Source organism: Variovorax saccharolyticus (assembly GCF_030316765.1).
Classification (GTDB): domain Bacteria; phylum Pseudomonadota; class Gammaproteobacteria; order Burkholderiales; family Burkholderiaceae_C; genus Variovorax; species Variovorax saccharolyticus.
The window spans coordinates 14,797-38,734 of the sequence record NZ_JASZYT010000001.1 but is presented as its reverse complement, the minus strand read 5'-3'; the positions used below and the strand labels follow the sequence as shown (position 1 = coordinate 38,734).

Sequence of the window (23,938 nt, the reverse complement as noted above, 5' to 3'; positions counted from 1 at the left end):
CCGACGACTATAGCCCCGCGACCTAAAATGCACCTTCTCCCGCCGGCACGGCCGCCCGTCGCCACCCGTTCCAGCCCGTCTCATCTCCCCGAAAGCGCCCCCGCGATGTCCCAGCGCAAGATCTTCGTCACCACCGCCCTGCCCTACGCCAACGGCAAGTTCCACGTCGGCCACATCATGGAATACATCCAGGCCGACATCTGGGTGCGCTTCCAGCGCATGCAGGGACACATGGTGCACTTCGTCGGCGCCGACGACGCGCACGGCGCGCCGATCATGATCGCGGCCGAGAAGGCCGGCAAGACGCCGCAGCAGTTCGTCGGCGAGATCGCCGCCGGCCGCCAGGAATACCTGGACGGTTTCCACATCCGCTTCGACAACTGGCACTCGACCGACAGCGCCGAGAACACCGAACTCGCCCAGGGCATCTACAGGAAGCTCAAGGCCGGCGGCATGATCGCCACGCGCACCATCGAGCAGTTCTACGACCCGGTCAAGGGGATGTTCCTGCCCGACCGCTACATCAAGGGCGAATGCCCGGTGTGCCACGCGAAGGACCAGTACGGCGACGCCTGCGAGGTGTGCAGCAGCGTCTATTCGCCGACGGAACTCATCAGCCCCTACTCGACGCTGACGGGCGCGACACCCGAGCTGCGCAGCTCCGAGCACTTCTTCTTCAAGCTGTCCGACCCGAAAGTGGTCGACTTCCTCAAGAGCTGGACGCAGGACGGCAAGCTGCAGCCCGAGATGGCGAAGAAGGCCAGCGAGTGGTTCGAAGCCGGCATGGCCGACTGGGACATCTCGCGCGAGGCGCCCTATTTCGGCATCGAGATCCCCGATGCGCCGGGCAAGTACTTCTACGTCTGGCTCGACGCGCCGGTGGGCTACCTCGCGAGCCTGAAGAACCACTTCGACAAGGGCCAGGCGGCCAACCACTGGCACGAGCCTTCGCGCACCGCGCAGGGCTTCGACGACTTCGTGGCCGACCCGGCGGTGGAGCAGGTGCACTTCATCGGCAAGGACATCGTCTACTTCCACACGCTGTTCTGGCCCGCGATGCTGCAGTTCAGCGGCCGCAAGACGCCGAGCCAGGTCAACGTGCATGGCTTCATCACGGTCTCGGGCGAGAAGATGAGCAAGAGCCGCGGCACCGGCATCGACCCGCTCAAGTACCTTTCGATCGGCATGAACCCCGAATGGCTGCGCTACTACATCGCGGCCAAGCTCAACGCCAAGGTGGAGGACGTCGACTTCAACCCCGACGACTTCATCGCGCGCGTGAACGCCGACCTGATCGGCAAGTACATCAATATCGCCAGCCGTGCGGCGGGCTTCATCGCCAAGCGCTTCGGCGGCAAGCTGGGCGCGGTGTCGGCCGATGGCGCGGCGCTGCTGACCGCGCTGCAGGCCGCATCGGCGCCGATGCAGGCGCTCTACGATGGCCGCGACTACGCCCGCGCCCTGCGCGAGATCATGGGCCTGGCCGACAAGGTCAACGAATACGTCGACCAAAACAAGCCCTGGGAGCTCGCCAAGAAGGAAGGGATGGAAGCGCGCCTGCACGATGTCTGCAGCACCTGCATCGAGGCCTTCCGCCTGCTCACGATCTACCTGAAGCCGGTGCTGCCGGCGCTGGCGGCCGAAGTCGAAGCCTTCCTGGCCAGCGGTCCGCTGCTGTTCGCCGATGCCGCAAGGCTGCTGGGCGCGGGCCACGAGATCAGGGACTACAAGCACCTGATGCAGCGGGTCGACGCCAAGCAGCTCGACCAGCTGTTCGAAGCGCCCGAGCCCGCCGCGGCGCCCGCGGCCGCCACCGAGCTGCCCGGCGGCGAAGGCATCGCCCCGACCATCACGATCGACGACTTCGCGAAGATCGACCTGCGGATCGCCAGGATCGTCGCCTGCCAGAAGGTCGAGGGCTCGACCAAGCTGCTGCACCTGACGCTGGATGCCGGCGAGGGCCGCACGCGCAACGTCTTCTCGGGCATCGCCTCGGTCTACCAGCCCGAGCAGCTGGTCGGCAAGCTCACGGTGCTGGTCGCCAACCTGGCGCCGCGCAAGATGAAGTTCGGCATCTCCGAGGGCATGGTGCTGGCCGCCAGCCATGCCGACGAGAAGGCGAATCCGGGCATCCACGTGCTGGAGCCGTGGCCGGGCGCGACGCCCGGGATGCGGGTGCGCTGAGCACGCAGGCCATGAAGCAGCGTGCCATCCTGATTCTCGCGCTGGTCCTCTGTGCGGCGCTTGCCGGCTGCGCCGTGGTGAGCGTCGCCAGCACCGCTGTCAGCGTCGGTGCCGGCGCGGTGGGCCTGGCGGCCGACGCCGCGATCGGCACCGTGCGCATCACGGGCAAGGCGGTCGGCGCCGCCGCCGATGCGGTACTGCCCGGCGACTCCGACTGATCCTGCGGGCCGGCGTCCACAATGGCGCCATGACCTCGCCCCTGAAGCTCGCGCACTTCCGACCCCGACTGCTCGACGCACTGGCCGGCTACGACAGGGGCCGCTTCCTCAAGGACCTCGGCGCCGGCGCCACCGTGGGCATCGTCGCGCTGCCGCTGGCCATGGCATTCGCGATCGCCTCGGGCCTGAAGCCCGAAGCCGGCATCTGGACCGCGATCATCGCCGGCTTCCTGATCTCCGCGCTCGGCGGCTCGGCGGTGCAGATCGGCGGGCCGGCCGGCGCCTACATCGTGATCGTCTACGGCATCGTCGAGCGCTACGGCGTCGCCAACCTGCTGATCGCCACCGCCTGCGCCGGCGTGCTGCTGTTCCTGATGGGCCTGTTTCGCCTTGGCACGCTGGTGCGCTACGTACCGCTGTCGATCGTGGTCGGCTTCACCAACGGGATCGCGGCGCTGATCCTGATCTCGCAACTGAAAGACTGGCTCGGGCTCGCGATCCCGAAGATGCCGGCCGACATGTTCTCGCAGCTCCATGCGCTGGCCTCGAACCTCGGCAGCTTCAATCCGCATGCCTTCGCGCTCGGCCTGGCCTGCCTGCTGGGGCTGGCCGTCTGGCCGCAACTGCTGATGGCCGGCACCTGGGTCGGCCGCGCGGTGCACCGGGTGGCGGGCCGTATGGCCCGCACGCGTGCCGCGCAGGCCGGCTCACGGATGCCGGGGCCGATCGTCGCGCTGGTCACGCTGACGCTGGTGTCCTGGGGCTTCAGCCTGCCGGTGGAAACCATCGGCACGCGCTTCGGCGGCATTCCGGGCCACCTCCCGGCCTTCGCGCTGCCAGCATTCTCCTGGGAAACGGTCAAGCAACTGGTGACGCCCACGGTCACGATCGCCGTGCTCGGCGCGATCGAGTCGCTCTTGTGCGCCCGCGTGGCCGACCAGGTCGGCGGCCTGCCGCGCCATGATCCGAACCAGGAACTGATGGCCCAGGGCATCGCCAACACGGTGGCGCCCTTCTTCGGCGGCATGCCGGCCACCGGCACCATCGCCCGCACCGTGACCAACGTGCGCGCCGGCGCCAGTTCGCCGATCGCCGGCATGGTTCACGCGCTGACACTGCTGGTCGTGGTGTTGCTGGCGGCGCCGCTGGCTCAGCACGTGCCGCTGGCTGTGTTGGCGGGCATCCTGGTCTTCGTCGCCTGGAACATGGGCGAATGGCACCAGTTCTCGCCGCGCATGCTGCGCCGCTTCAGCCGCCACTACCGGCTGCTCATGCTGGGCACCTTCTTCCTCACGGTGGTGTTCGACCTCACGGTGGCGGTCCAGGTGGGCATCGTGGGAGCCTGCGCGCTCTTCGTCTGGCGCATGAGCCAGCTCTTCAGCGTCGAACTGGTGTCGGTCGAGCCACCGTCGATGACCTACCGGCTGCAGGGCGCGCTGTTCTTCGGCGCCGCCGCCAAGCTCGATCCCGTGGTGGCGGCGGTCGAGCGCGCGCCGCGCGGCATGACCGTGGTGCTCGACGCCATGCAGCTGTTCTCGATCGACGCCACCGGCATGGATGCGCTGCGCCAGCTGCACAAGGCGGTGCGCGAGCGCGGCGGCTTGATGAGGGTCGAATCGCTGCAGCAGCAGCCGAGCGAGGCCTTCGAGCGCTCGGGATTCGCGGCGGAGCTGGCGGCCGCGGCGCGCGAATGAGCGATCAGGGCGCCTCGGCGCTGCGATCGGGCGAAGACCCGGCAGCCGTCACGCGCTGATCGTCGTCGAGCGTCGCCGTGAAGACCATCGGCGAGTTCGGCGGCTGCATCCAGCGCCATTCCCAGGCGGTCTCGTTTTTCAGCGGGTAGGGGATGCGCCGCGCCGGCTTGCCCAGCAGGCGGCGCAGATCCTCCATCGCCATGCCCGGCTTCACCCTGGCGAAGTTCTCGGGCGTGAGCACCTGCCGCAGGGCGGTCATGCGGCCGTCCGGGCCGATGGTGATCATGTAGTTCTTCTGGCCTTGCGGCTGGCGGTTGTACTCGAAGACCCGGCCGTCGGGCGCATCCCAGACTTGCTCGGGCTGGCCGAAGCGTGCGCGCACGTCGGCCTCGGTCGACACGCCTTCCTCGAGTTCGGCGATCCGCCTCGGGTCGCAACCCGCGAGGGACAGCATCGCCGCCAGCCAGCCCACCGCGATCCGCGTCCGCAACCGGGACCGCACCGCTGGCGTCAGTTCTGCGCGAAGCAGAACAGCAGGCCGTTGCCGCCGGTCTTCTTCAGCGCGTCCAGGCTGCAACCCTGCGTCGCATGCGAGGAGTTCCAGGACTTCGCGGGCGGGCTGTCATTGAGTCCCATGCGGTCGTGGTGGCCGACGATGGCCGAGCCGTCGCCGCTCTTGGTCCAGTTGCCGCAGGTGTTGTCCTTGCCGTCGCTCACGGCGCGACCGTCGGGAGAAGAGCCGGTGAGGATGTCGTGCATGTTGACCGGGTCGCCGCGACCGCTCACGACCTCGCCCTTCTCGGTCAACGCGGTCTGCTTGGTGAGCTTGTTGGTCCCGTGCAGCTCGTCGACGTTGCTCGCGATCAGTTCACCCTTGACGTTGTACCAGGGGCCGGTGCCGATGCGGTCCCGGGCGTTGACGGCGGCCGCGCCCGCGGCCGCGTTGGTGCTCAGATAGGCGCGCCAGTTGCGCCCGCCCGCACCCACGGCCGAAGCCAGGCTCTGGCAGAAGCGGTCGGCACCCGCCAGGCCGCCGAAGTCGGCGCCCTTGCCCGGATTCGTGCTGGTGACGAAGAAGCTCGCCTTGCTTTGCGGGTTGGCGGTCTGGGTGCTGGTGCACCCGGCCACCAGCAAGGCGACCCCTGCAGCCGTGGCGAGGATGATCGAGTTGCGGCGCGTCATTTGCATTCTCCTGGGTTGGATTCGGAGCCGCCACGCTAGCGCATGCGCAAGAAGGCTTCAAGGCGGATTCCACCCGGTAAAATCGCCGCCAAAGGTCCTATTGCCATGTCCATCTTCGCCCGCCCCCACTACACGTCCGAAATCACCAGCTTCATCGACCAGATGAAGGAACAGAAGCCGACGCTGGAGGCCGAGCAGCGCGCCGGCCGTGCGCTGCTCTGGGACAAGCACCTCGACCGCGGCCTGCTCGAGGAGTACAGCGAGGCGAAGGTCCCGCAGCAGCCCTACGTCTACCAGACCCGCGTGAAATAAGTGGTCATCCGGGCCGTTCCGGGTTCCGGTGCCCGGCGCCAGGGCGCCGGCAGCGCAGCGCCCGACGCCGCGGCGTCGGCCCCGGTGGAGACGATCGCGGACGACGGCGCAGCCCTGGTCGCGGCGATGCCGGAGGTCATCGACCAGGTCGCCCTCGCCCGCCTCTACGGCGAGCCGCTGTTCGCGCTGCCGAACGACCTCTACATCCCGCCCGAGGCGCTGCAGGTCTTCCTGGAAGCCTTCGAAGGGCCGCTGGACCTGCTGCTCTACCTCATCCGCAAGCAGAACTTCAACATCCTCGACATCCCGATGGCCGGGCTGACGCGGCAGTACCTGAGCTACGTCGACGAGATCCGCCAGACCAATCTGGAGCTGGCCGCCGAATACCTGCTGATGGCCGCGATGCTGATCGAGATCAAGTCGCGCATGCTGCTGCCGCCCAAGAAGTCGGCCGAGGGCGAGGAGGCCGAGGATCCGCGCGCCGAGCTGGTGCGCCGGCTGCTCGAGTACGAGCAGACCAAGCTGCAGGCCGCCTCGCTGAGCGCCATGCCGCAGGCCGGACGCGACTTCTGGAAGGCCCAGGTCTACATCGAGCAGTCGCTCAAGCCGCGCTTTCCGGACATGAACGTGGTCGACCTGCGCGAGGCCTGGGCCGACATCCTGAAGCGCGCCAAGCTCGTGCAGCACCACAAGATCTCGCGCGAGGAGCTCAGCGTGCGCGAGCACATGAGCATCGTGCTGCGCCACCTGCAGGGCCGGCAGTTCGTCGAGTTCGAGAAGCTGTTCGATGTCACGCGCGGCACGCCGGTGCTGATCGTCACCTTCATCGCGATGCTCGAGCTGGCCAAGGAAACCCTGATCGACATCACGCAGGCCGAGGCCTTCGCGCCGATCTACGTGCGGCTGGCGTACACGCCGGCGTGAGCCCCCGCTGTCCGGGGGCCCGCCTCAGACGGACTCGACGCCCGGCTCGCGCCCCATCAGGCCGGCCACCGCCTCGGCGGGCCTGAGCCGGCCATCCAGCACCGCCACCACGCTGTCCGAGATCGGCATCTCGATCCCGAGGTGGCGCGCGCGCTGCACCACCGTGCGCGCGCAATAGACGCCTTCGGCGACGTGGCCGAGCGAGTCCACCGCCTGCGACAGCGTCCGGCCCTGGGCCAGCAGCAGGCCGACCTTGCGGTTGCGCGACAGGTCGCCGGTGGCTGTGAGCACGAGGTCGCCGAGCCCCGACAAGCCCATGAAGGTGTCGGCCCGGGCGCCGAGCGCGGTGCCGAAGCGCGTCATCTCGGCCAGGCCGCGCGTGATCAGCGCCGCCCGCGCGTTGAGGCCGAGGGCCAGCCCGTCGGCCAGGCCAGTGGCGATCGCGAGCACGTTCTTGACCGCACCGCCGACTTCGACACCGACGATGTCGTCGTTCGCGTAGACCCGCAGCGCGGGCCCATGGAAGGCTTCGACCAGCGCGTCGCGCACCGCCGCGAGCGGACTGGCGGCGACCAGCGCCGTGGGCCGACCCTGCGCCACTTCCTGTGCAAAGCTCGGGCCGCTCAGCACGCCGGCCTGCAGCCCGGGCGCCACCCGGGCCTGGATTTCGTGGGCCAGCAGCCCCACCTCCGTGGAGCCGGCCGGCGCCGTTTCGACCCCCTTGGCGAGCCAGGCCACCGGACAGGCCGCCTGGCGCAGCAACTCGAGTTGCCCGCGCAGTGCCGACATCGGCGTCGCCACGATCACGAGCTCGGCGTCCTCGAACGCAGACGACGCCTCGCCGCCCCGCACGCTCAATCCGGCGGGGAAGCCGATGCCGGGCAGGTAGCGCGCGTTCTCGCGCGCCGAATCCATGGCCCTCACTTGGAGGGCATCGCGCGCCCAGAGGGTGACCGCATGGCGGCCGGCGGCATTGATCGCCAGCGCCGTGCCCCAGGCGCCGGCGCCGAGCACGCAGATCTTCATCGGCGGAAGGCCCGCTGCAGCAGGCTTACTGCGTGACGATCTGCGAAGCCTGGCCGGCGGCCTGGGCTTGCTGCTGCTCGAACATCGCCTGGAAGTTGATCTCGGCCAGGTGCACCGGCGGGAAGCCGCCGCGCTGGATCACGTCGGCCACGTTGCCGCGCAGGTACGGGTAGACGATCTGCGGGCAGGCGATGCCGAGGATCGGGCCCATCTGGTCTTCCGGCAGGTTGCGGATCTCGAAGATGCCGGCTTGCTTGGCCTCGACCAGGAACACGGTCTTGTCGCCGATCTTGGTCTGCACGGTGGCCGACACGGTGATCTCGAAGATGCCGTCGGTCACGGGCTGGGCGTCGACGCCGAGCTGGATGTCGACGGTCGGTTGTTCCTGTTCGAGCAGGATGGCCGGCGAATTCGGCTGCTCGAGCGACAGATCCTTGAGGTAGACGCGCTGGATCTGGAAAACGGGGTCTTGTGCTTGCTGGTCGGCCATGGCTCAAACTTTCGGGAGATCAAAACAATGCCCGCCCGGAGTGTCCCGGAGCGGGCTGCTGGTGGTAGCCGGCCATTATCGCCCGGCGGCGCCGGCCGGAAGACTCAGGCGCCCTGCAGCAACGGCGTCAACCCGCCGCGCCCGTCGAGCGCGATCAGGTCGTCACAGCCGCCCACATGGGTGTCGCCGATGAAGATCTGCGGCACGGTGCGTCGGCGGGTGATGTCCATCATGGTGGCGCGAGCCTGTGGATCGCTGTCGATACGGATCTCCTCGATCTGTTCGACGCCCTTGGACTTGAGGATTTGCTTCGCGCGAATGCAGTAGGGGCAGACGGCGGTGGTGTACATCTTGACGGCTTGCATCGGGTCCAGTTCGTGGGGTTTCAGGCCTTTTCAAGGGGCAGGTTAGCCTCTTTCCAGGACTTGAGTCCGCCGGCCACCGCTTGGGCTTGCTCGTAGCCGAGCTTCTTGGCCATCGCCACTGCGCGCTGGGCCCGCGAGCCGCTGGCACACACAAGCAACAATGGCAACGACTTGTTCTTGACCGCGCCCGGCAGCTTCTGCTCGAGCTGGCTGAGCGGCACGTTCTTGGCGCCCGTCACATGGCCGGCCGCGAACTCCTCGGGCTCGCGGACGTCGACCACCACCGCGCGCTCGCGGTTGATCAGCTGCACCGCACCCTGCGCCGAGAGCGAACCGGCGTTCGCGCCGCGCACCATCGGCCATGCCAGCATGCCGCCCGAACTGAGCGCAATCAGGATCAGCATCCAGTTGTCGACAATGAATTTCACGGTATTCCTTGAGTGGCAAACCCCGGATTTTAGAATGTCGGCTTTCCGCACGCGTTCCCAAAGGCCTCTCCCATGCACAAACTGGTACTGATCCGCCACGGCGAATCGACCTGGAATCTCGAAAACCGCTTCACCGGCTGGACCGACGTCGACCTGACGCCGACCGGCGTCGAGCAGGCCAAGCAGGCCGGCCGGCTGCTGAAGGCCGAGGGCTACGACTTCGACGTCGCCTACACCAGCGTGCTCAAGCGCGCCACCCGCACGCTCTGGCACACGCTCGACGAGCTCGACCGCACCTGGCTGCCGGTGGTCCATTCGTGGCGCCTCAACGAGCGCCACTACGGCGGCCTGCAGGGCCTCAACAAGGCCGAGACGGCCAAGAAGTACGGCGACGAGCAGGTGCTGGTCTGGCGCCGCAGCTACAGCACGCCGCCGCCGCCGCTGGAGCCGAACGATCCGCGCAGCGAGCGCAGCGATGTCCGCTACGCCAAGCTGGCGCCCGAGCAGGTGCCACTGACCGAATGCCTGAAGGACACGGTGGCCCGCGTGCTGCCTTTCTGGAACGAATCGATGGCGCCCGCCATCCGTGCCGGCCGCCGGCTGGTGGTGGCCGCACACGGGAACTCGATCCGCGCGCTGGTGAAGTACCTAGACGGCATTTCCGACGACGCCATCGTGGGGCTGAACATCCCCAATGGCATTCCGCTGGTCTACGAGCTCGACGACGAGCTCAAGCCGCTGCGGCACTACTACCTCGGCGACGCCGAGGCGGCCGAGAAGGCAATGGCAGCGGTCGCGTCGCAGGGCAAGGCGTAACAGAAATTCTCAATTTGTTCGGCGGGGCACGGAACCCCGGCCGACAACTTGCTTCCAAGCTGTGTATATTGGGCTGACAGGCGACAAGGACACTTTCACATGGGCCAGAAAATGAAGATCACCGGCTGGGTCGCCGCGGGCGCCTTTGCCGGCGCGCTGACCACCGTCTCGTTACAAACCGTTGCACGAGGCTCGCTGGCTCCCCTGCCCCTCGAGGAACTGCAGCAACTGGCTGCGGTTTTCGGCATGGTCAAGAGCGACTATGTCGAGCCGGTCGACGAGAAAAAGCTCATCTCGGATGCGATCTCGGGCATGGTCGCCGGGCTCGATCCGCATTCCCAGTACTTCGACAAGAAGTCTTTCAAGGAATTCCGCGAAGGCACCACGGGCCGCTTCGTCGGCGTGGGCATCGAGATCTCCCAGGAAGACGGCCTGATCAAGGTGGTGTCGCCGATCGAGGGCTCGCCGGCCTTCCGCGCCGGCCTCAAGCCCAACGACCTGATCACCAAGATCGACGACACGGCCGTGCGCGGCCTGACGCTCAACGAGGCGGTCAAGCGCATGCGCGGCGAGGCCAACACCAAGGTGCTGCTCACGATTTTCCGCAAGGACGAGAACCGCACATTCCCGGTGACGATCACGCGCGAAGAGATCCGCACGCAGTCGGTGCGCGGCAAGGTGATGGAGCCGGGCTACGCCTGGATCCGCCTGTCGCAATTCCAGGAACGCACGGTCGACGACTTCGTCAAGAAGGTCGAAGAGATCTACAAGCAGGACCCGAACCTCAAGGGCCTGGTGCTCGACCTGCGCAACGACCCGGGCGGCCTGCTCGACGCCGCGGTCGCGATCTCGGCCGCCTTCCTGCCCGAGAACGTCACAGTGGTGTCGACCGACGGCCAGCTCGCCGAAAGCAAGTCGATCTACAAGGCGGCGCCCGAGTTCTACCAGCGCCGTGCCGGCAGCGATCCGCTGCGCAACCTGCCCGCGGGCCTCAAGACCGTGCCGCTGGTGGTGCTCGTGAACGAAGGCTCGGCCTCGGCCAGCGAGATCGTCGCCGGCGCCCTGCAGGACCACAAGCGCGCCACCATCATGGGCAGCCAGACCTTCGGCAAGGGCTCGGTGCAGACCGTCCGTCCCCTGGGCCCGGACACCGGCCTCAAGATCACGACCGCCCGCTACTACACGCCGAGCGGCACCTCGATCCAGGCCAAGGGCATCGTGCCCAACGTGCTGGTCGACGAGAGCGCCGAGGGCAGCCCCTTCGCCGCCCTGCGCATGCGCGAGGCCGACCTCGAGAAGCACCTGGCCAGCGGCCAGGGCCCCGAGAGCAAGGACCCCGAGCGCGAGAAGGCCCGCGACGAGGCCCGCAAGCGCCTCGAGGAAGAAGCCAAGAAGCCGCCGCAGGACCGCAAGGTGCCCGAGTTCGGCGCCACTGACGACTTCGCGTTGGCGCAGGCCCTCAAGAGCCTCAAGGGCCAGCCGGTGATGGTCAGCAAGACGCAGATCATCGTCGACAACAAGGAAGAAAAGAAGGACAACTGATCCCCGGGCGGCTTCTGCTGAAGCCTTCCCCGGCGGTCCGTTCCCGCGCGGCGCATGGAAGACCAGGACCTGCTGCGCTACTCGCGCCACATCCTGCTGGAGGAATTCGGCATCGACGGCCAGGCCCGCGTGAGCGCCGGGCATGCGCTGGTCATCGGTGCCGGCGGGCTGGGTTCGCCCGCCCTCCTCTATTTGGCCGCGGCCGGCGTCGGCCAGATCTCGCTGGTCGACGACGACGCGCTCGACCTCACCAATCTCCAGCGCCAGATCGCGCACACGACCGACCGCGTGGGCATGGCCAAGGTCGAATCGGCGGCCGCGGCGATGCGGGCCATCAACCCGGACATCCGCATCGAGACGCACCGCCTGCGGGCCGATGACGCCCTGCTGGCCGAACTCGTCGCCGGCGCCGACGTGGTGCTCGACTGCAGCGACAACTTCGCCACGCGCCATGCCGTCAACCGCGCCTGCGTCGCCCATGCCAAACCCCTGGTGGCCGGGGCCGCGATCCGCTTCGACGGCCAGCTCAGCGTCTACGACACGCGCGACGCGGCCTCGCCCTGCTACGCCTGCCTGTTCCCGCCGGACGCCGATTTCGAGGAAACGCGCTGCGCGGTGCTGGGCGTGTTCGCACCGGTGGTCGGCACCATCGGCACGCTGCAGGCCAGCGAGGCCCTGAAGCTGCTGGCCGGCATCGGGCCGTCGCTGGCCGGGCGCCTGCTGATGTTCGACGGCCGCCGCACGGCCTTCGACTCTCTGGGCGTTGCGCGCGATCCGGGCTGCTCCGTCTGCGGGCATCGCCAGCCGGCACCCTAGACCCTAGCTTCCGGGTGCCGGCTGCTGCCGGGCTTTGGTGGCCCCAGCCGCAGCGGCGCGCGACGACGGCTTCTTCGCCTCGGCCAGCACTTCGGAGCAATCGGCGTCCTTGCCCGGGCCGGTCTCCACCGTGGCCACCAGCGCCAGCAGCGGATTGATCGCGGCCAGCGCCAGCGCTGCAGCGCCGCGCGTCGCCAGCGGCGCAACCTCCACCCCCGCCTTCGGCGAGGCGAAGCTGCCGCGCACCCGCAGCGGCGTGCGCAGCGCCAGGATGCTCATGTCCTTGGGCTGCTGCCTGACCACCAGATCCATGCTCTCGCTGGCCAGGCTGATGCTGCCGGCGCCGTTGAAGACCGTGTCGCTGGTGTCGAAGACCAGGCTGCGGCCGTTCATGACGCCCTTCTCGACATCGAAGGCCACAGCCGCGCAGCGCAACTCCACGTTGTGGTCGCCCTCGAGCAGGAACTTGATGATCTCGCCGCCGTCGAGGCCCAGGAACTCCAGCAGCAGGTTGCTGAACTGGCCGCGGCCGGTGATGGCGGCGACATCGCCCGAGGCGCCGCCGAGCCAGCTGGCCACCGAATTGCCCCGGCCTGACAGGTTGATCCGTCCGTCGAGTCGGCCGAAGCTGGTCTTCAGCGTCTCGACCTTGGGGATCAGACGGTTGATCTGCATCGCCCGGACGTCCAGCGCGGCCCGGATGTCGGCCGGATTCTGGGTCGCATCGATGCGGATCGCGCCGGCGATCCTGCCGCTGGCCACGCCGAGTTCCAGAGGGTCCAGGGTCAGTACGCCGTCTTTGAGCTTCACCTGGACGCTGCCCTTGTCGAGCGGCAGTTCGCGCACGTTCTGGATCCGCTCGGCGGTGTAGCTGACATCCGCGTTCATCGCGCGCAGACGCTCGAAGTCCAGGGTGGCGTCGGGCAGCACCTTGCGCGCGGGGTCGTTGCGCTTGCGCCTGTCCACCTGGGCGATCGTCGGCGGTGGCGCCACGCCCTCGACGGCGTTGGCGGAGCGCGCGGTCGGCGGCAGGCCGATCAGCGGGCCCAGATCGTCCATGTCCATGACCCGCGAGCGCAGCGTGCCGCCCAGATGGGGCACCTTCTGCGACTTGTCGAACTGCATGTCGCCGCCGATGTCCGACAGTCCCAGGCGCCCCTTCAGGCCACGCACTTCCCACAGCGCGGCGTTCTTGCGCAGGTTGCCGCTGAGCGCATAGGGCGGCGTCTGCGGCAGCGCGATGCCCAGCGCCGGATAGAGGCGGCCCAGGTCAGGGCCCCGCATCTCGAACTGGGCATCGAGTCCATCGAGGTCGGCCAGTTCGGCCACCGTCCCGCTCGCCTTCAGGCGGGTCTGGCCGGCCTTCAGGTCGATCTCGATCGGAAAGGGCGGCTGGCCGACGGCGCTGAGTTGCAGCACGTTGCCGGTCCGGCCGACCGCGGTCAGCGGCTGGGCGCGGTAGCGGCCCTTGACCTGGTAGCTGAGCGGCATCTCGCCGCGTTGGCTGTCGAAGCTGAATTGGGCACGCAGGTCGATCTCCAGCGCCTTCGCCAGGAAATCGACACTGCCGCCGTCGACCTGGATCAGGCCGATGGTGGGCACCGTGCTCTCGTCGTCATTGCCCTTGCCCAGCGCCCACGTCTTGCGGCCGTCCGGCTCCATCTGCAGGCCGAGGGAGGGCTGGGCCAGCACGAGGCGCGGCAGCACGATGCGCCGCGCCAGCAACTGCCAGAAGCGAAGGTCGAACTCCGCTCGTTCGGCACGCACCAGGTAAGGTTCGCGGGCCCACGGGGGGTTCGCGAACTCGATGCCGTCGAAGCGCACGGTCGCCTGTCGCCAGCCGACTTCAACATCGAGCCTTCGGGTGATCTCGAAGCGGCGCCCGGTCTTCTCGCTGACATAGCGGTTCAGCGGCTCGCGCAGCAGGTCCCAGGGAAACAGTGCGAGGACCAGCAGGATGGCAGCGAAGAGCCCGAGCAGCAGCGCAACCAGCTTCAGCCAGAACCGGCCGTGCAGTGCGGGGACGGCGGGCGCGGTCGTCATGGAAGTCAATCGATCGGCGCCGCGGCTCGCGCCGACGGATCGGACTCGAGCAGGCAGACGGCGGAGAAATCTGCGACGCCGGCGGTCCTGGCCGCCTCGGCCAGTCGCAGTTCGGCCATGGCGGGCTCGCCGCCAGCCACCGCCGCACCAGCGGCAAGAGCGATGAGAGTGATCGCGACGGAGCTCCAGACGATGTTCATTGCTGCACCTTGGTGGACGATGGTGACGCTGGCGCAATGGCGCGCCAAGCCCTGGCTGGAGCATGAACGCCCGCCGCGCCCGCACGGGTCGGCAACCGGCCGCACTGGATGTGGGGGCCGACCTACGGCCGGATTCCCATGTGATCGTAAGAACAAGCCTACAGCTTCATGCCCTGCACGCCTTCATCGCGCAGACAGATAATCCGTAGCATTGCAACTGCCAGCTTTCCTTGGGGGGCAAGCCAGGCCGGCGAGGCTCGCCAGGGGGCAGCGGTTCTCATGGACCCAAGATTGAAAACCTACATCGTCGAAGACAACGTCACGATCCGAGAGAATCTCGTCGGCACCTTGGAGGAACTCACGTGCATCTCGGCGATCGGTTATGCCGAGACCGAAGCCGAGGCGAGCCGATGGCTGGTCGACAACGCGCAAGAATGGGAGCTGGCCATCGTCGACCTGTTCCTCAAGCAGGGAAGCGGGCTGGGCGTCCTGCAGGCCTGCCTGTCGCGCCGGCCCGACCAGAAGGTGGTGGTGCTCAGCAACTACGCCACGCCCGACATCCGCAAGCGCTGCGCCCAGTTCGGCGTCGATGCAGTGTTCGACAAATCGAACGAGATCGACGGCCTGATCGACTTCTGCATCGCGCAGGCCGCGGTGCTCAAGGCCGCCCGGAACTGAAGCCGGCGGCCCGCGCGCTCAATCGATCAGCTTGTTCTTCAGCGCGTAGTAGGTCAGGTCGCTGTTCGACGACAGATTCATCTTTTCCATCAGGCGGGTGCGGTAGGTGCTCACCGTCTTCACCGACAGCGACAGCGTCTTGGCGATGTCGCCTGCCGTTTCGCCCTTGGCCAGCTTGAGGAACACCTGAAACTCGCGCTCCGACAGTTGCTCGTGCGGAGCGGCATCGTCCTTGCGGTCGAGCTGTCGGGCCAGCAGCTCGGCCACCGCCGGCGTGATGTAGCGCCGGCCCAGCGAGATGGTGCGGATCGCGTTCACGATTTCGATCGGATCGCATTCCTTGTTGAGGTAGCCGCTCGCGCCCTGGCGAATCAGGTTCATTGCGTAGTGCTCCTCGGGGTAGCCGCTGAGGATCAGGATGCCGACGTCGGGCGCCTTGGCGCGGATCATCGCCAGGGCGTCGATGCCGCTCTGGCCGGGCATGGAAAGATCCATCACCAGCACGTCGAGCTCGGTGGTCCGGACCAGCTCGATGGCCTCGCGGCCGCTGGCCGCCTCGCCGACCACGCGCAGATCGACGTGCTCCGAGAAAAACTGGCGCAAGCCGGAACGCACGATGGCGTGGTCGTCCACAATTCCGATCTTGATCATCTGTTACCTTCCTCGTTGTATCGCGGCCTTGTGCGTCGCAACATGCCGGTCCCTGGTCGGTTCCGATTATTCCCGAATTTGATCTGCAGGCATTGCTCGGAGACCTCATGCGCTGGTTAGCTTTCCCCAAGATGGCGCTCGGCCTGACGCTCGCCGCGCTGGCGGCGCTGGCGCTGATCGGCATCAACGAGGCCGGCTATCAGCGGTCGCACCGCGCCCTCCAGGACGTCGGCGACGCACAGTTGGCTCGCGGCACGCTCAATCTCATGCTGCAGAACGTCCTCGATGCAGAAACGGGTCAGCGGGGCTTTCTGCTGACAGGGGAAGCACGCTATCGGGAACCCTACGATCAAGCGGTCAAGCAGGTGGACGGCCATCTGGCGACACTGCAGGCGCTCTACGCCGGGCGGCCGGCCGAACTGGCGCGGATCGGCGAGCTGTCCAAGCATGTCGCGCGCAAGCTCGCCGAGATGGAGATGAGCGTCCGCCTGCGCCAGGGCGGCAACGAGGACGCCTGGAAATTCGTCATCACGACCGATGTCGGCCGCGAGGAGATGGAGGCGATCCGCGAGCAGGTCCGCTCGCTGATCGCGGTCAGCAACGAGGAACTGGCGCGCAGCCAGCTGCAGATCGCGAACTCGCTGCGCCTGAGCCGCATCGGCATCGCCCTCGTCACGCTCGCCGGCCTGCTGGCCTTCTACCTCTACCTGCGTCAGACCCATGCGCTGCGCTCCGCGGGCGAGCGCCAGCAGGAGGCACTGCAGCGCGAGCGCAACGCACTCGAGGGCGAGGTGCGCGAACGCACCGCGACGCTGGCCGAACTGGCGACCCACCTGCAGCAGGTGCGGGAGGCCGAGCGCGGCTTCCTGGCGCGCGAACTGCACGACGAACTGGGCTCCCTGCTCACGGCTGCCAAGCTCGACGTCGCGCGCCTGAAGTCCAGGCTCAACGATGCGCCCGATGCGACACAGCGGCTGCAGCACCTGAACGAACTGCTCAACAGCGGCATCGCACTCAAGCGCCGCATCATCGAGGATCTGCGGCCTTCCTCGCTGTCCAACCTGGGCCTGGTGGCGTCGCTGGAAATCCTCGGCCGCGAATTCGCCGAGCACTCGGGCATGGAGATCGAGATGGTGCTCGAGCCGGTCGAGCTCGACGAGGACAACCAGCTCACGGCCTATCGGATGGTGCAGGAGAGCCTGACCAACATCGGCAAGTACGCGCAGGCCACCGAGGCCAGCATCGTGATGAAAAACTACGGGAACCACGTGGTTGTCGAAGTCAACGACAACGGCAAGGGCTTCGACACCCAGCACGCCCGTCCGTCGACGCACGGCCTGGCCGGCATGCGGCATCGGGTGGAGGCCGCCAAGGGCAAGCTCAGCGTGTCGTCCACGCCGGGCAAGGGCACCTGCCTGAGCGCGATCCTGCCGGCCAAGCCGGCCTGAACCGCCGCCTGACGCCCGCGCCCTTCCCTTCGGTTCTCTCCTACGCCCCCAGGCCGCTGCTGCTGACAAGGCCCCTGCACCGCTGCACTTAACGTGGATGCCAAGCCGTTCGGATCCCGGACGCGCCGGTTTTCACATCAACGAGGCCACCCCTCGAAAAGGAGTCAGCATGTTGCATTACGCAGTCGTGTTCCTGGTCATCGCCTTGATCGCCGCGCTGTTCGGATTCGGCGGTATCGCCGCCAGTGCGGTGGGCATCGCGAAGATTCTCTTCGTGATCTTCCTCGTTCTGGCCCTCGCCAGTTTCATCGCGGGCTTGATGCGACGACGCTAGCGTCGTTACGATGGACAGGCAACGCAATCAATTCCGGAAGGACTTACTCATGAACACGACCACCAAGACTCCCTCGCAACTCGCCGACGAAGCGCGCCAGACCGCCAACGATGCCATCGACACGACCCGCGCCTATGCGCAGAACGCGGTCAACGCGGCCGGCGAGAAGGTTCGCGACCTGCGTCGCGATGCCGAGCCGGCGGTGGAACAACTGGCGGCGCGCGTGCAGCAGGCCGTGCAGCGCGGCCTCGATGCCGCATCGACCACCAGCGCCCGCGCCCAGCGCCGCCTCGAAGCCGCCGCCGACGTGACGGGCAAGTACATCTCCGACCAGCCCGTTCGCTCGGTGCTCGTGGCGGCCGCGGCCGGCGCCGCGATCACCGCGCTGATCGTGCTGGCCAGCCGCCGCCGCGACGACTACTGATCCGGGATTCGGCCGCAGCACCATGATCCACCCCATTTACTCGACGGTGCTCGGCCACCCCGAGCTGGTTGCCGAACATATCGCCAACTACGGCGCCCTGGTCAGGCAAGAGGCCCAGGATGCAGGCGAAGGCTTGGTGGCACGGGTCATCGCGGGCGTTCTGGCCGCGGTCAGTGCCATGCTGGCATTGGGGTTGATCGGCGTCGCCGTGATGCTCGGCGTGCTGCACGGGAGCTTTCATTGGGTGCTGGCAGCGGTGCCCGGCGTCGCCATCGCGATCGCGACGATCGCGGCGCTGGTCGCCGCGCGGCCCCGGCCCTTTCACGCGTTCGCCGACGTGCGCACGCAGCTCGATGCCGACCTGAGGGCGCTGCGCGCCGCTGGAGAGCACCGTGCCCGCTGAGCGGGGGGAACCCACGCCCCAACAGCGGCTCGCGCAGTCGCGCCGGGCGCTGGTCGCCCAGTTGCAGGGCCGGCGCCGCGACCCGCCCGAGGACGAGCTCTACCCGGTGGCACCGCCGCCGGGCAGCCCTGGCGGCTTCGACCAGTTCGCCTGGAGCTCGGTGGCTCGCGGCGTGGTGCGCCGCTGGTGGCGCCGGCATCCTGCGAACGCGGTCGGACAGGTGGCGCGGCCGTTGCTGGAGCGCTATGCACGCGAACAACCGGCCAAGCTGATCGGCGCGGCAGCGGCGGCGGGGGCCCTGGTGGTCCTGGTCAGGCCGTGGCGTCTGCTCTCCATCACCGCAGTGCTCGCCGCGGTCCTGAAGACATCGGATGTCGCCGACATGGTCACCACCCTGATGCAGAAAAGCGCCAACCCACGAAAGGACCCTCCATGAACACCGCCGTCAAAGAACGCCAACACCTGACGCTGGACCAGAGCGCCATCGACGCAGCGTCGAAGAGCCTCGACGATGGCGCAGTGACGCCCAGCTACGGCCCCTGGAGGGACGACATCGTCAAGCTGCTGAACGATGCGCTGGCCACCGAGCTGGTCTGCGTGCTGCGCTACAAGCGCCACTACTTCACCGCCAGCGGCGAGGCCTCGCCGGCGATCGCCGACGAGTTCCTGGTGCACGCCAACGAGGAGTCGGCCCACGCGGACCGCATTGCCGAACGCATCGTGCAACTGGGCGGAGAGCCCGATTTCGATCCCCAGGGCCTGCAGGGCCGCAGCCACGCGGACTACGACTCCGCGCTCGATCTGCAGGCGATGGTGCGCGCCAACCTGGTGGCCGAACGCATCGCGGTCGAGACCTACCGGCAGATGATCGCACTCATCGGAGACAAGGACCCGACCACCCGGCGCATGCTGGAAGAGATCCTGACCGACGAGGAAGAACATGCCGACGAGCTCAAGGACTGGCTCGGCCACTGAGCCCGTTGCCTGATCGAAGACGAAGAAAAAGCCCGGGGAACCGGGCTTTTTCGTGGGCGCCGAGGCAAGGTGCCGGCTACATCTTCACCTCGAGCTTGTTGTCGACAGTGCTCACGCCCTTGACGGACTTGGCGATCTCTTCGGCCCGGGCCTTCGCTGCTGCGCTGGGCGCCGGTCCGGTCAGGGTCACCTGCCCGCCCTTGGTGTCGACGTCGATCTTGATCGCACTCAGGTCGGGGTCCTTCGCCAAGCCGGTCGAAACCGCGGCCGTGATGGATGCATCATCGACCGCTGCACCGACGGTGGCGGCGGCCGACTCGGTCTTGGCCTTGGCGTCGGCCCCGGCCTGCTCGGTCTTGGCCACCGACTGGTCGACCTTCTGACCCGCGGTTTCGTTGCTGCCCTTGCCACAGGCACCCAGCGCCAGCGCACCGGCGGCGAGCATCAGCGCCAGCCCATGGCGTGTCCACGGATTGGGGGTATGGGTGGGGGTCATGCTGGTACTCCTTCCAGTCCTGGACTCAGATCCGGTCCGGATCGCTTTCCAGAACGTCCTTGGCCTTTTCCTTGGCATCGCCATAGGTCTTCTGGACCTTGCCGCTGGCCTGATCGACCAGGCCCTCGGCCTTCAGCTTGTCGCTTCCGGTCACCTTGCCCGCGGCTTCCTTGAGCTTGCCCTTCGCCTCTTCGACGCGGCCTGCCACTTGATCCTTGTTCATAGCGTTTCCTTTGCACGTTGGATGGGTCCGTGACTCGATCGAGCCACTGAAATCAATCTAGCGCGGGGTGGCGGGAGCGACGGCGGGCAGCAGCTTGTCCTGCTGTAGGACATCCGGAACTCAGGCTGTCGCGATCCAGCCTTCGATCGGATCGATCACGGGCGGCAGTCCGTAGCCGGGTCCGGCGCTGCCGCTGCGCGCCTGGGCCCAGGCCGCCTGGACCAGGCACAGCGCCGCATCGAGATGATCACCCTTGGCGTCGTCCAGCAGCAGCGCGCGCGCCCTGTCCTCGAGCGACAGCCGCAGCCCGAGGCGGCCCGCTCCTCGTTCCAGTTCGGCCACGAGATCCACGCGCGCCTGCCGGCGCTCGGCACTCTGCCCCGCCACCGCATCGCTCTTGTAGCTGCGCCTGCCGATCAGTTCGCGCGCCAGCAGGCCCGGATAGGCCTCCAGCGCGATGCGCGGGGCATTGGCGGTGCGATGCGGCGGATGCAGGCCCGGCACCACCGCTCCCGCCGCCAGCAGCCGCGGCAGGCCGGCATGCAGCATGAACGCGACCGGTGGATTGACCCATTTCATCGACGGGCTCGATCCGGCAGGCCCGTCGGTCTGCCGGTGCGCGAACTTCCCGCCGGCGGGCCGGGCAACGCAGAAGGCCGCGAAACTGCGGCGGATCTCGTCGCGGTCCAGACCGGCGTAGTGCGCTATCAGCCGCTCCCATTCGAGCGGCCAGCCGAGCTGCACGACCAGTTCGCGCGGCAAGCCGAAGGGGAGATCGAAGGCACCGACCCAGGCCGGCGTGGCGCGCAGCCACTGACCCCAGTCGTCGAGCGTGGCGAAGAGCTGGAACGCCGACAGCCTGACGCTGCCGTCGGACGCCGAACCGAGTGCGACGACGATCGGCTTGCGCGCGCTCGGCGCGCTCGAGAAATCGCAGCCCAGCAGCAGCAGGGAGGGCTTCAGTGGCGTCCGACGATGGCCGCGGTGGCCATCAGTTCCTCGAGCAGGGCGAGCGACACCTTGCCCGACACCGAGTACGGATCCAGTTCGGGCCGCTCCGAGTACTTGAGCAGGGTCGAGGCATTGAGCTTCGACAGGTTGACCTGCCCCATGGTCCAGCCGCCGAAGCGGCGCTCGGAGATTTCCTCGTAGTGCAGCAGCACCACGTCCTTGTGGCGCGGGTCCCGCTGGATGTGTCCGTAGAGCTCGCTGATCGGCATCCGGCCGCCCTCGATGGCCTGCAGGAACACGCCGGCGCCATAGCAGAGGATGCCGGTGATGCCGCAGGAGGTATTGTGCGAACGCGATTGCGCGAGGATCGCCTCGATCGCGCCCTGGCTGGTATCCACGGCGCGGCTGGCGTAGAGAAGGCGTACGAGCATGGTGTGTGCGGCTTAGCGCTTGCGCGGAAGAAGGGACAGGAATTCGCGGCGCAGGTTGGGGTCCTTGAGGAAGACGCCGCGCATGACCGAGTTGATCATCTTGCTGTCCATCTCCTTGACGCCGCGCCACTGCATGCAGAAGTGCTCGGCCTCGACCACCAGTGCCAACCCGTCGGGCTGCGTCTTCTCCTGGATCAGGTCGGCCAGTTGAACCACCGCCTCTTCCTGGATCTGCGGCCGGCCCATCACCCATTCGGCCAGGCGCGCGTACTTCGACAGGCCGATCACGTTGGTCTGCTCGTTCGGCATGACGCCGATCCAGAGCTTGCCGATGATCGGGCAGAAGTGGTGCGAGCAGGCGCTGCGCACCGTGATCGGGCCGACGATCATGAGCTCGTTGAGATGCTCCGCATTGGGGAATTCGGTCAGCGAGGGCGGCGGCACGTAGCGGCCCTTGAACACCTCGTTGACGTACATCTTGGCGACGCGACGGGCCGTGTTGCCGGTGTTATGGTCGTTGTCCAGGTCGATCACGAGGCTCTCGAGCACATGCTTCATCTTGCCCTCGACCTCGTCGAGCAGGCGCTCGAGTTCGCCGGGCTGGATGAACTCCGCGATGTTGTCGTTGGCGTTGAAGCGCTTGCGGGCGGCGACGAGACGCTCGCGTATCTTCACGGACACGGGCGTGCCCTCGTCTTCTTCCCCTGCGGCGGGGCGCGGTACGGCGTCGATGGTCCTTAGCATCCACGCATCGTATCAGCGATTGGATTTCCGGCGATGGCCCTACGGTGCCCTACCCGCCTGCCGACTCAGCTATTGTTTTGATAGCGAGAACTCGGTCACCAGCGGCAGGTGATCGGACATGCGGGCCCAGACGGGGCCGCGCGGCACCGAGCTTGCGAGCGGCTCGACCTGGCGGCCATAGATGAAGTCCAGCTGCGCGACCGGCAACCTGGACGGGTAGGTCAGCGTGCGCGGCCCTCGCAGGTCGCTCGAATCGCGCATGCCCATCGCGTTCATCGCGTAGCGCATGCGCGCGCCCCAGTCGTTGAAGTCGCCGGCCACCACCAGCGCCTCGTTCGGCGGGATCTCGCGCTCGACGAACTCGCGCAGCTGCGCGACCTGGCGAATCCGGCTGCCCTTGATCAGTCCCAGATGCACCACGATGGTGTGCACCGTATGGCCATTGAGGTCGATCGCGACGTGCAGCAGCCCGCGCTGCTCGAAGCGATGGTCCGAGATGTCCTGGTGGGTCTTGCGCAGCACCGGCCAGCGCGTGAGCAGCGCGTTGCCGTGCTCGCCATGCTTGGTGATCGCATTGGTCTCGTAGACCGCGGTGTAGCCCTCAGGGGCCAGGAAATCCGCTTGCGGCAGTTCGGGCCAGCGGTGGAAGCGCGCGGCCGCCTGCCGGTTCATCTTGCGCACCTCCTGCAGGCAGACGATGTCGGCATCGAGCTGCTCGATCGCATGCCCGAGGTTGTGGATCTCCAGCCGCCTGGCAGGGCCGATGCCCTGCACACCCTTGTGGATGTTGTAGGTGGCTACACGGAAGCTGGTCGCCGGAGCATTCATCGCGCAAATTGTGGCAGGAGCAGGATGGCCGCGGCGTTGGTGGAGGAAAAAGTCAGCGCGGCTGCGTCCTGGTAGGGCAGCCACTGCCAGGCCGTGTGCTCGCAAGGATCGAGCCGAGGCGTCAGCCGCCCGGGGACACGGAGCCCGAACACGTGTTCGGTGTTGGAGCTCACACCTGGCGCGTATCGCGCCCGCCAGCGGGGGCGTATCGGGAAGACGTTGCGCCGCTGCCAGTCGACCAGCTCGGCTGCCAGCTCGTTGCCCGGGCCGCAGAGGATGCCGGTCTCTTCCTCGACCTCGCGCGCGGCGGTGATCGGCAGCGGTTCGTCCTCGCGGTCCTTGCTGCCGGTGACCGACTGCCAGAGGTGTTCGTCGCCGGTGCGGCGGATCAGCAGAACCTCCAGCGCCGGCGTGTGGATCACGACCAGCACCGACTCGGGGATCTTGAACCGGTGACCGTCCGTCACACGCCGCTGATCACTGCATCGATGGCAGCGACGAGTTCATTGGCCTGGGCTCGCAGGCTGCCGCGCGACGGGCCCAGATCCTTGACGCGAAACGGCGCCGTCATCTGCGGCAAGGCGACGAAGGACTCGCCGTTCCATTGCAGCACCGGGCACAGGCGCCGAGGCAGCGCCGCGGGCATCTGTGCGAGTGCCACCAAGGGCACGACCAGACGGGTCGGCAGGCTTTCCAGCAAGTCGCTCTGGATGTCGACACACCAGGGAACGTCGTCACGCTGCGTCTTCACGGGATTGGCGTGAACATCGAACTGGGCCATGCCGCACCTACCAGGGTCGGAGCTCTTCGCCGAAGACCCCGATCCGTTTGACCAACGCGTTCTGGGCCGCGATCCATTCCCGGTAGGTTTTGTTGAACTCGCGCTTGCGAGCGTCCATCGTCTTCGCCTGCTCCAGCGCCTCGAGTTCCGCGTAGCGTGCGGCCGAGACGATGACACCGGCGATCCGATCGTTCTTCATCACATGAACAGGTTCGCGTTCGGCCTGTCCGAGGTAGTAGCCGAAGCGGTTTTTTGCTTCAGTCGCGCTGATCTGCATGAAGAATCCCTTTCACGATCGATTAGCCATTTTAGCCATCTGGATAGAGGGGTA

At 67.5% G+C, this 23,938-nt stretch carries 33 protein-coding genes; 15 read left to right on the top strand and 18 right to left on the bottom strand.

Features of this window, described 5'->3' with window-relative positions:
* Positions 1–105: 105 nt before the first annotated feature.
* The 3 genes from metG to QTI45_RS00215 are packed head-to-tail and all read left to right on the top strand — an operon-like array spanning position 106 to position 4,096.
* Positions 106–2,184 (top strand): methionine--tRNA ligase, encoded by a 2,079-nt coding sequence (gene metG, locus QTI45_RS00225; protein ID WP_286369192.1) that lies wholly within the window; start codon positions 106–108, stop codon positions 2,182–2,184.
* A gap of 11 nt (positions 2,185–2,195) precedes the next feature.
* Positions 2,196–2,402: a hypothetical protein gene (locus tag QTI45_RS00220; protein ID WP_286369191.1), complete on the top strand. Its 207-nt coding sequence runs from the start codon at positions 2,196–2,198 to the stop codon at positions 2,400–2,402.
* 29 nt (positions 2,403–2,431) lie between these two features.
* A complete protein-coding gene (locus QTI45_RS00215; RefSeq protein ID WP_286369190.1) occupies positions 2,432–4,096 on the top strand; it encodes a SulP family inorganic anion transporter in 1,665 nt (554 codons plus the stop codon).
* A gap of 4 nt (positions 4,097–4,100) precedes the next feature.
* On the opposite strand, the gene QTI45_RS00210 is transcribed toward QTI45_RS00215, so the two are convergent.
* Positions 4,101–4,550 (bottom strand): outer membrane protein assembly factor BamE, encoded by a 450-nt coding sequence (locus QTI45_RS00210; protein WP_444813128.1) that lies wholly within the window; start codon positions 4,548–4,550, stop codon positions 4,101–4,103.
* Between the two features lie 56 nt (positions 4,551–4,606).
* Positions 4,607–5,278 (bottom strand): hypothetical protein, encoded by a 672-nt coding sequence (locus QTI45_RS00205; protein ID WP_286369189.1) that lies wholly within the window; start codon positions 5,276–5,278, stop codon positions 4,607–4,609.
* Between the two features lie 105 nt (positions 5,279–5,383).
* Here QTI45_RS00205 and QTI45_RS00200 point away from each other — a divergent pair, with 105 nt between their 5' ends.
* Both QTI45_RS00200 and QTI45_RS00195 read left to right on the top strand, forming a co-directional pair.
* Positions 5,384–5,590 carry a DUF3460 family protein gene (locus QTI45_RS00200; protein WP_286369188.1) on the top strand — a complete coding sequence of 69 codons (207 nt, stop codon included), beginning with the start codon at positions 5,384–5,386 and terminating at the stop codon, positions 5,588–5,590.
* 126 nt (positions 5,591–5,716) lie between these two features.
* On the top strand, positions 5,717–6,514 hold the full coding sequence (locus QTI45_RS00195; RefSeq protein ID WP_286369306.1) for a segregation and condensation protein A: 798 nt from the start codon (positions 5,717–5,719) through the stop codon (positions 6,512–6,514).
* A 24-nt stretch (positions 6,515–6,538) separates the two neighbouring features.
* Here QTI45_RS00195 and QTI45_RS00190 read toward each other — a convergent pair whose 3' ends face one another.
* The 4 genes from QTI45_RS00190 to QTI45_RS00175 form a co-directional block, all read right to left on the bottom strand.
* A complete protein-coding gene (locus tag QTI45_RS00190) occupies positions 6,539–7,540 on the bottom strand; it encodes an NAD(P)H-dependent glycerol-3-phosphate dehydrogenase (RefSeq protein ID WP_286369187.1) in 1,002 nt (333 codons plus the stop codon).
* Positions 7,541–7,565: 25 nt separating this feature from the next.
* Positions 7,566–8,030 carry a protein-export chaperone SecB gene (secB, locus tag QTI45_RS00185; RefSeq protein ID WP_286369186.1) on the bottom strand — a complete coding sequence of 155 codons (465 nt, stop codon included), beginning with the start codon at positions 8,028–8,030 and terminating at the stop codon, positions 7,566–7,568.
* 104 nt (positions 8,031–8,134) lie between these two features.
* Positions 8,135–8,395 carry a glutaredoxin 3 gene (grxC, locus tag QTI45_RS00180; protein WP_286369185.1) on the bottom strand — a complete coding sequence of 87 codons (261 nt, stop codon included), beginning with the start codon at positions 8,393–8,395 and terminating at the stop codon, positions 8,135–8,137.
* 20 nt (positions 8,396–8,415) lie between these two features.
* Positions 8,416–8,823 carry a rhodanese-like domain-containing protein gene (locus QTI45_RS00175; RefSeq protein ID WP_286369184.1) on the bottom strand — a complete coding sequence of 136 codons (408 nt, stop codon included), beginning with the start codon at positions 8,821–8,823 and terminating at the stop codon, positions 8,416–8,418.
* A 72-nt stretch (positions 8,824–8,895) separates the two neighbouring features.
* On the opposite strand from QTI45_RS00175, the gene gpmA reads away from it, so the two are divergent.
* The 3 genes from gpmA to QTI45_RS00160 all read left to right on the top strand — a co-directional run bounded on the left by gpmA (position 8,896) and on the right by QTI45_RS00160 (position 11,997).
* Positions 8,896–9,639, top strand: coding sequence for a 2,3-diphosphoglycerate-dependent phosphoglycerate mutase (gpmA, locus tag QTI45_RS00170; RefSeq protein WP_286369183.1), 744 nt, complete (start codon positions 8,896–8,898; stop codon positions 9,637–9,639).
* A 99-nt stretch (positions 9,640–9,738) separates the two neighbouring features.
* A complete protein-coding gene (locus QTI45_RS00165) occupies positions 9,739–11,181 on the top strand; it encodes a S41 family peptidase (RefSeq protein WP_286369182.1) in 1,443 nt (480 codons plus the stop codon).
* A 54-nt stretch (positions 11,182–11,235) separates the two neighbouring features.
* Positions 11,236–11,997: a HesA/MoeB/ThiF family protein gene (locus QTI45_RS00160; RefSeq protein ID WP_286369181.1), complete on the top strand. Its 762-nt coding sequence runs from the start codon at positions 11,236–11,238 to the stop codon at positions 11,995–11,997.
* Positions 11,998–12,000: 3 nt separating this feature from the next.
* Here the strand turns inward: QTI45_RS00160 and QTI45_RS00155 are convergent, their stop codons facing one another.
* Positions 12,001–14,040: an AsmA family protein gene (locus tag QTI45_RS00155; protein ID WP_286369180.1), complete on the bottom strand. Its 2,040-nt coding sequence runs from the start codon at positions 14,038–14,040 to the stop codon at positions 12,001–12,003.
* A gap of 5 nt (positions 14,041–14,045) precedes the next feature.
* Positions 14,046–14,240 carry a hypothetical protein gene (locus tag QTI45_RS00150; protein ID WP_286369179.1) on the bottom strand — a complete coding sequence of 65 codons (195 nt, stop codon included), beginning with the start codon at positions 14,238–14,240 and terminating at the stop codon, positions 14,046–14,048.
* Positions 14,241–14,519: 279 nt separating this feature from the next.
* On the opposite strand from QTI45_RS00150, the gene QTI45_RS00145 reads away from it, so the two are divergent.
* Positions 14,520–14,918, top strand: coding sequence for a response regulator (locus QTI45_RS00145; RefSeq protein WP_286369178.1), 399 nt, complete (start codon positions 14,520–14,522; stop codon positions 14,916–14,918).
* Between the two features lie 18 nt (positions 14,919–14,936).
* Here QTI45_RS00145 and QTI45_RS00140 read toward each other — a convergent pair whose 3' ends face one another.
* On the bottom strand, positions 14,937–15,569 hold the full coding sequence (locus tag QTI45_RS00140; RefSeq protein WP_028249172.1) for a response regulator: 633 nt from the start codon (positions 15,567–15,569) through the stop codon (positions 14,937–14,939).
* A gap of 107 nt (positions 15,570–15,676) precedes the next feature.
* Between QTI45_RS00140 and QTI45_RS00135 the strand changes: the two genes are divergently transcribed.
* From QTI45_RS00135 to QTI45_RS00110, 6 genes are all read left to right on the top strand, one after another.
* Positions 15,677–17,017 carry a CHASE3 domain-containing protein gene (locus QTI45_RS00135; protein WP_444813122.1) on the top strand — a complete coding sequence of 447 codons (1,341 nt, stop codon included), beginning with the start codon at positions 15,677–15,679 and terminating at the stop codon, positions 17,015–17,017.
* A gap of 169 nt (positions 17,018–17,186) precedes the next feature.
* Positions 17,187–17,351 (top strand): DUF1328 domain-containing protein, encoded by a 165-nt coding sequence (locus tag QTI45_RS00130; protein WP_286369177.1) that lies wholly within the window; start codon positions 17,187–17,189, stop codon positions 17,349–17,351.
* Positions 17,352–17,400: 49 nt separating this feature from the next.
* Positions 17,401–17,775, top strand: coding sequence for a hypothetical protein (locus QTI45_RS00125; RefSeq protein WP_286369176.1), 375 nt, complete (start codon positions 17,401–17,403; stop codon positions 17,773–17,775).
* 22 nt (positions 17,776–17,797) lie between these two features.
* Entirely contained in the window at positions 17,798–18,178 is a 381-nt protein-coding gene (locus QTI45_RS00120) for a hypothetical protein (RefSeq protein WP_286369175.1), read from the top strand.
* The gene (locus QTI45_RS00115) at positions 18,168–18,614 is read left to right on the top strand and encodes a hypothetical protein (protein ID WP_286369174.1); all 447 of its coding nucleotides are present in this window, start codon (positions 18,168–18,170) and stop codon (positions 18,612–18,614) included. The genes QTI45_RS00120 and QTI45_RS00115 overlap by 11 nt, the downstream gene beginning before the upstream one ends.
* On the top strand, positions 18,611–19,153 hold the full coding sequence (locus QTI45_RS00110) for a ferritin-like domain-containing protein (RefSeq protein ID WP_286369173.1): 543 nt from the start codon (positions 18,611–18,613) through the stop codon (positions 19,151–19,153). Before QTI45_RS00115 ends, QTI45_RS00110 begins: the two co-directional genes overlap by 4 nt.
* Before the next feature lie 76 nt (positions 19,154–19,229).
* Here the strand turns inward: QTI45_RS00110 and QTI45_RS00105 are convergent, their stop codons facing one another.
* The 9 genes from QTI45_RS00105 to QTI45_RS00065 all read right to left on the bottom strand — a co-directional run bounded on the left by QTI45_RS00105 (position 19,230) and on the right by QTI45_RS00065 (position 23,884).
* Positions 19,230–19,649 (bottom strand): BON domain-containing protein, encoded by a 420-nt coding sequence (locus tag QTI45_RS00105; RefSeq protein ID WP_286369172.1) that lies wholly within the window; start codon positions 19,647–19,649, stop codon positions 19,230–19,232.
* 25 nt (positions 19,650–19,674) lie between these two features.
* Positions 19,675–19,872, bottom strand: a complete 198-nt coding sequence (locus QTI45_RS00100) for a CsbD family protein (RefSeq protein ID WP_286369171.1) — start codon at positions 19,870–19,872, stop codon at positions 19,675–19,677.
* A gap of 120 nt (positions 19,873–19,992) precedes the next feature.
* Positions 19,993–20,823: a DUF429 domain-containing protein gene (locus QTI45_RS00095; protein ID WP_286369304.1), complete on the bottom strand. Its 831-nt coding sequence runs from the start codon at positions 20,821–20,823 to the stop codon at positions 19,993–19,995.
* Positions 20,824–20,831: 8 nt separating this feature from the next.
* Positions 20,832–21,254 (bottom strand): BLUF domain-containing protein, encoded by a 423-nt coding sequence (locus tag QTI45_RS00090; RefSeq protein ID WP_286369170.1) that lies wholly within the window; start codon positions 21,252–21,254, stop codon positions 20,832–20,834.
* 12 nt (positions 21,255–21,266) lie between these two features.
* Entirely contained in the window at positions 21,267–21,998 is a 732-nt protein-coding gene (gene folE, locus QTI45_RS00085; RefSeq protein ID WP_286369169.1) for a GTP cyclohydrolase I, read from the bottom strand.
* A 69-nt stretch (positions 21,999–22,067) separates the two neighbouring features.
* Positions 22,068–22,826, bottom strand: coding sequence for an endonuclease/exonuclease/phosphatase family protein (locus QTI45_RS00080; RefSeq protein ID WP_286653265.1), 759 nt, complete (start codon positions 22,824–22,826; stop codon positions 22,068–22,070).
* Positions 22,823–23,293 (bottom strand): dihydroneopterin triphosphate diphosphatase, encoded by a 471-nt coding sequence (gene nudB, locus QTI45_RS00075; protein ID WP_286369167.1) that lies wholly within the window; start codon positions 23,291–23,293, stop codon positions 22,823–22,825. Before nudB ends, QTI45_RS00080 begins: the two co-directional genes overlap by 4 nt.
* A complete protein-coding gene (locus tag QTI45_RS00070; protein ID WP_286369166.1) occupies positions 23,290–23,607 on the bottom strand; it encodes a CcdB family protein in 318 nt (105 codons plus the stop codon). The genes nudB and QTI45_RS00070 overlap by 4 nt, the downstream gene beginning before the upstream one ends.
* A 7-nt stretch (positions 23,608–23,614) precedes the next feature.
* Positions 23,615–23,884, bottom strand: coding sequence for a type II toxin-antitoxin system prevent-host-death family antitoxin (locus tag QTI45_RS00065; protein ID WP_286369165.1), 270 nt, complete (start codon positions 23,882–23,884; stop codon positions 23,615–23,617).
* Positions 23,885–23,938: the final 54 nt, after the last annotated feature.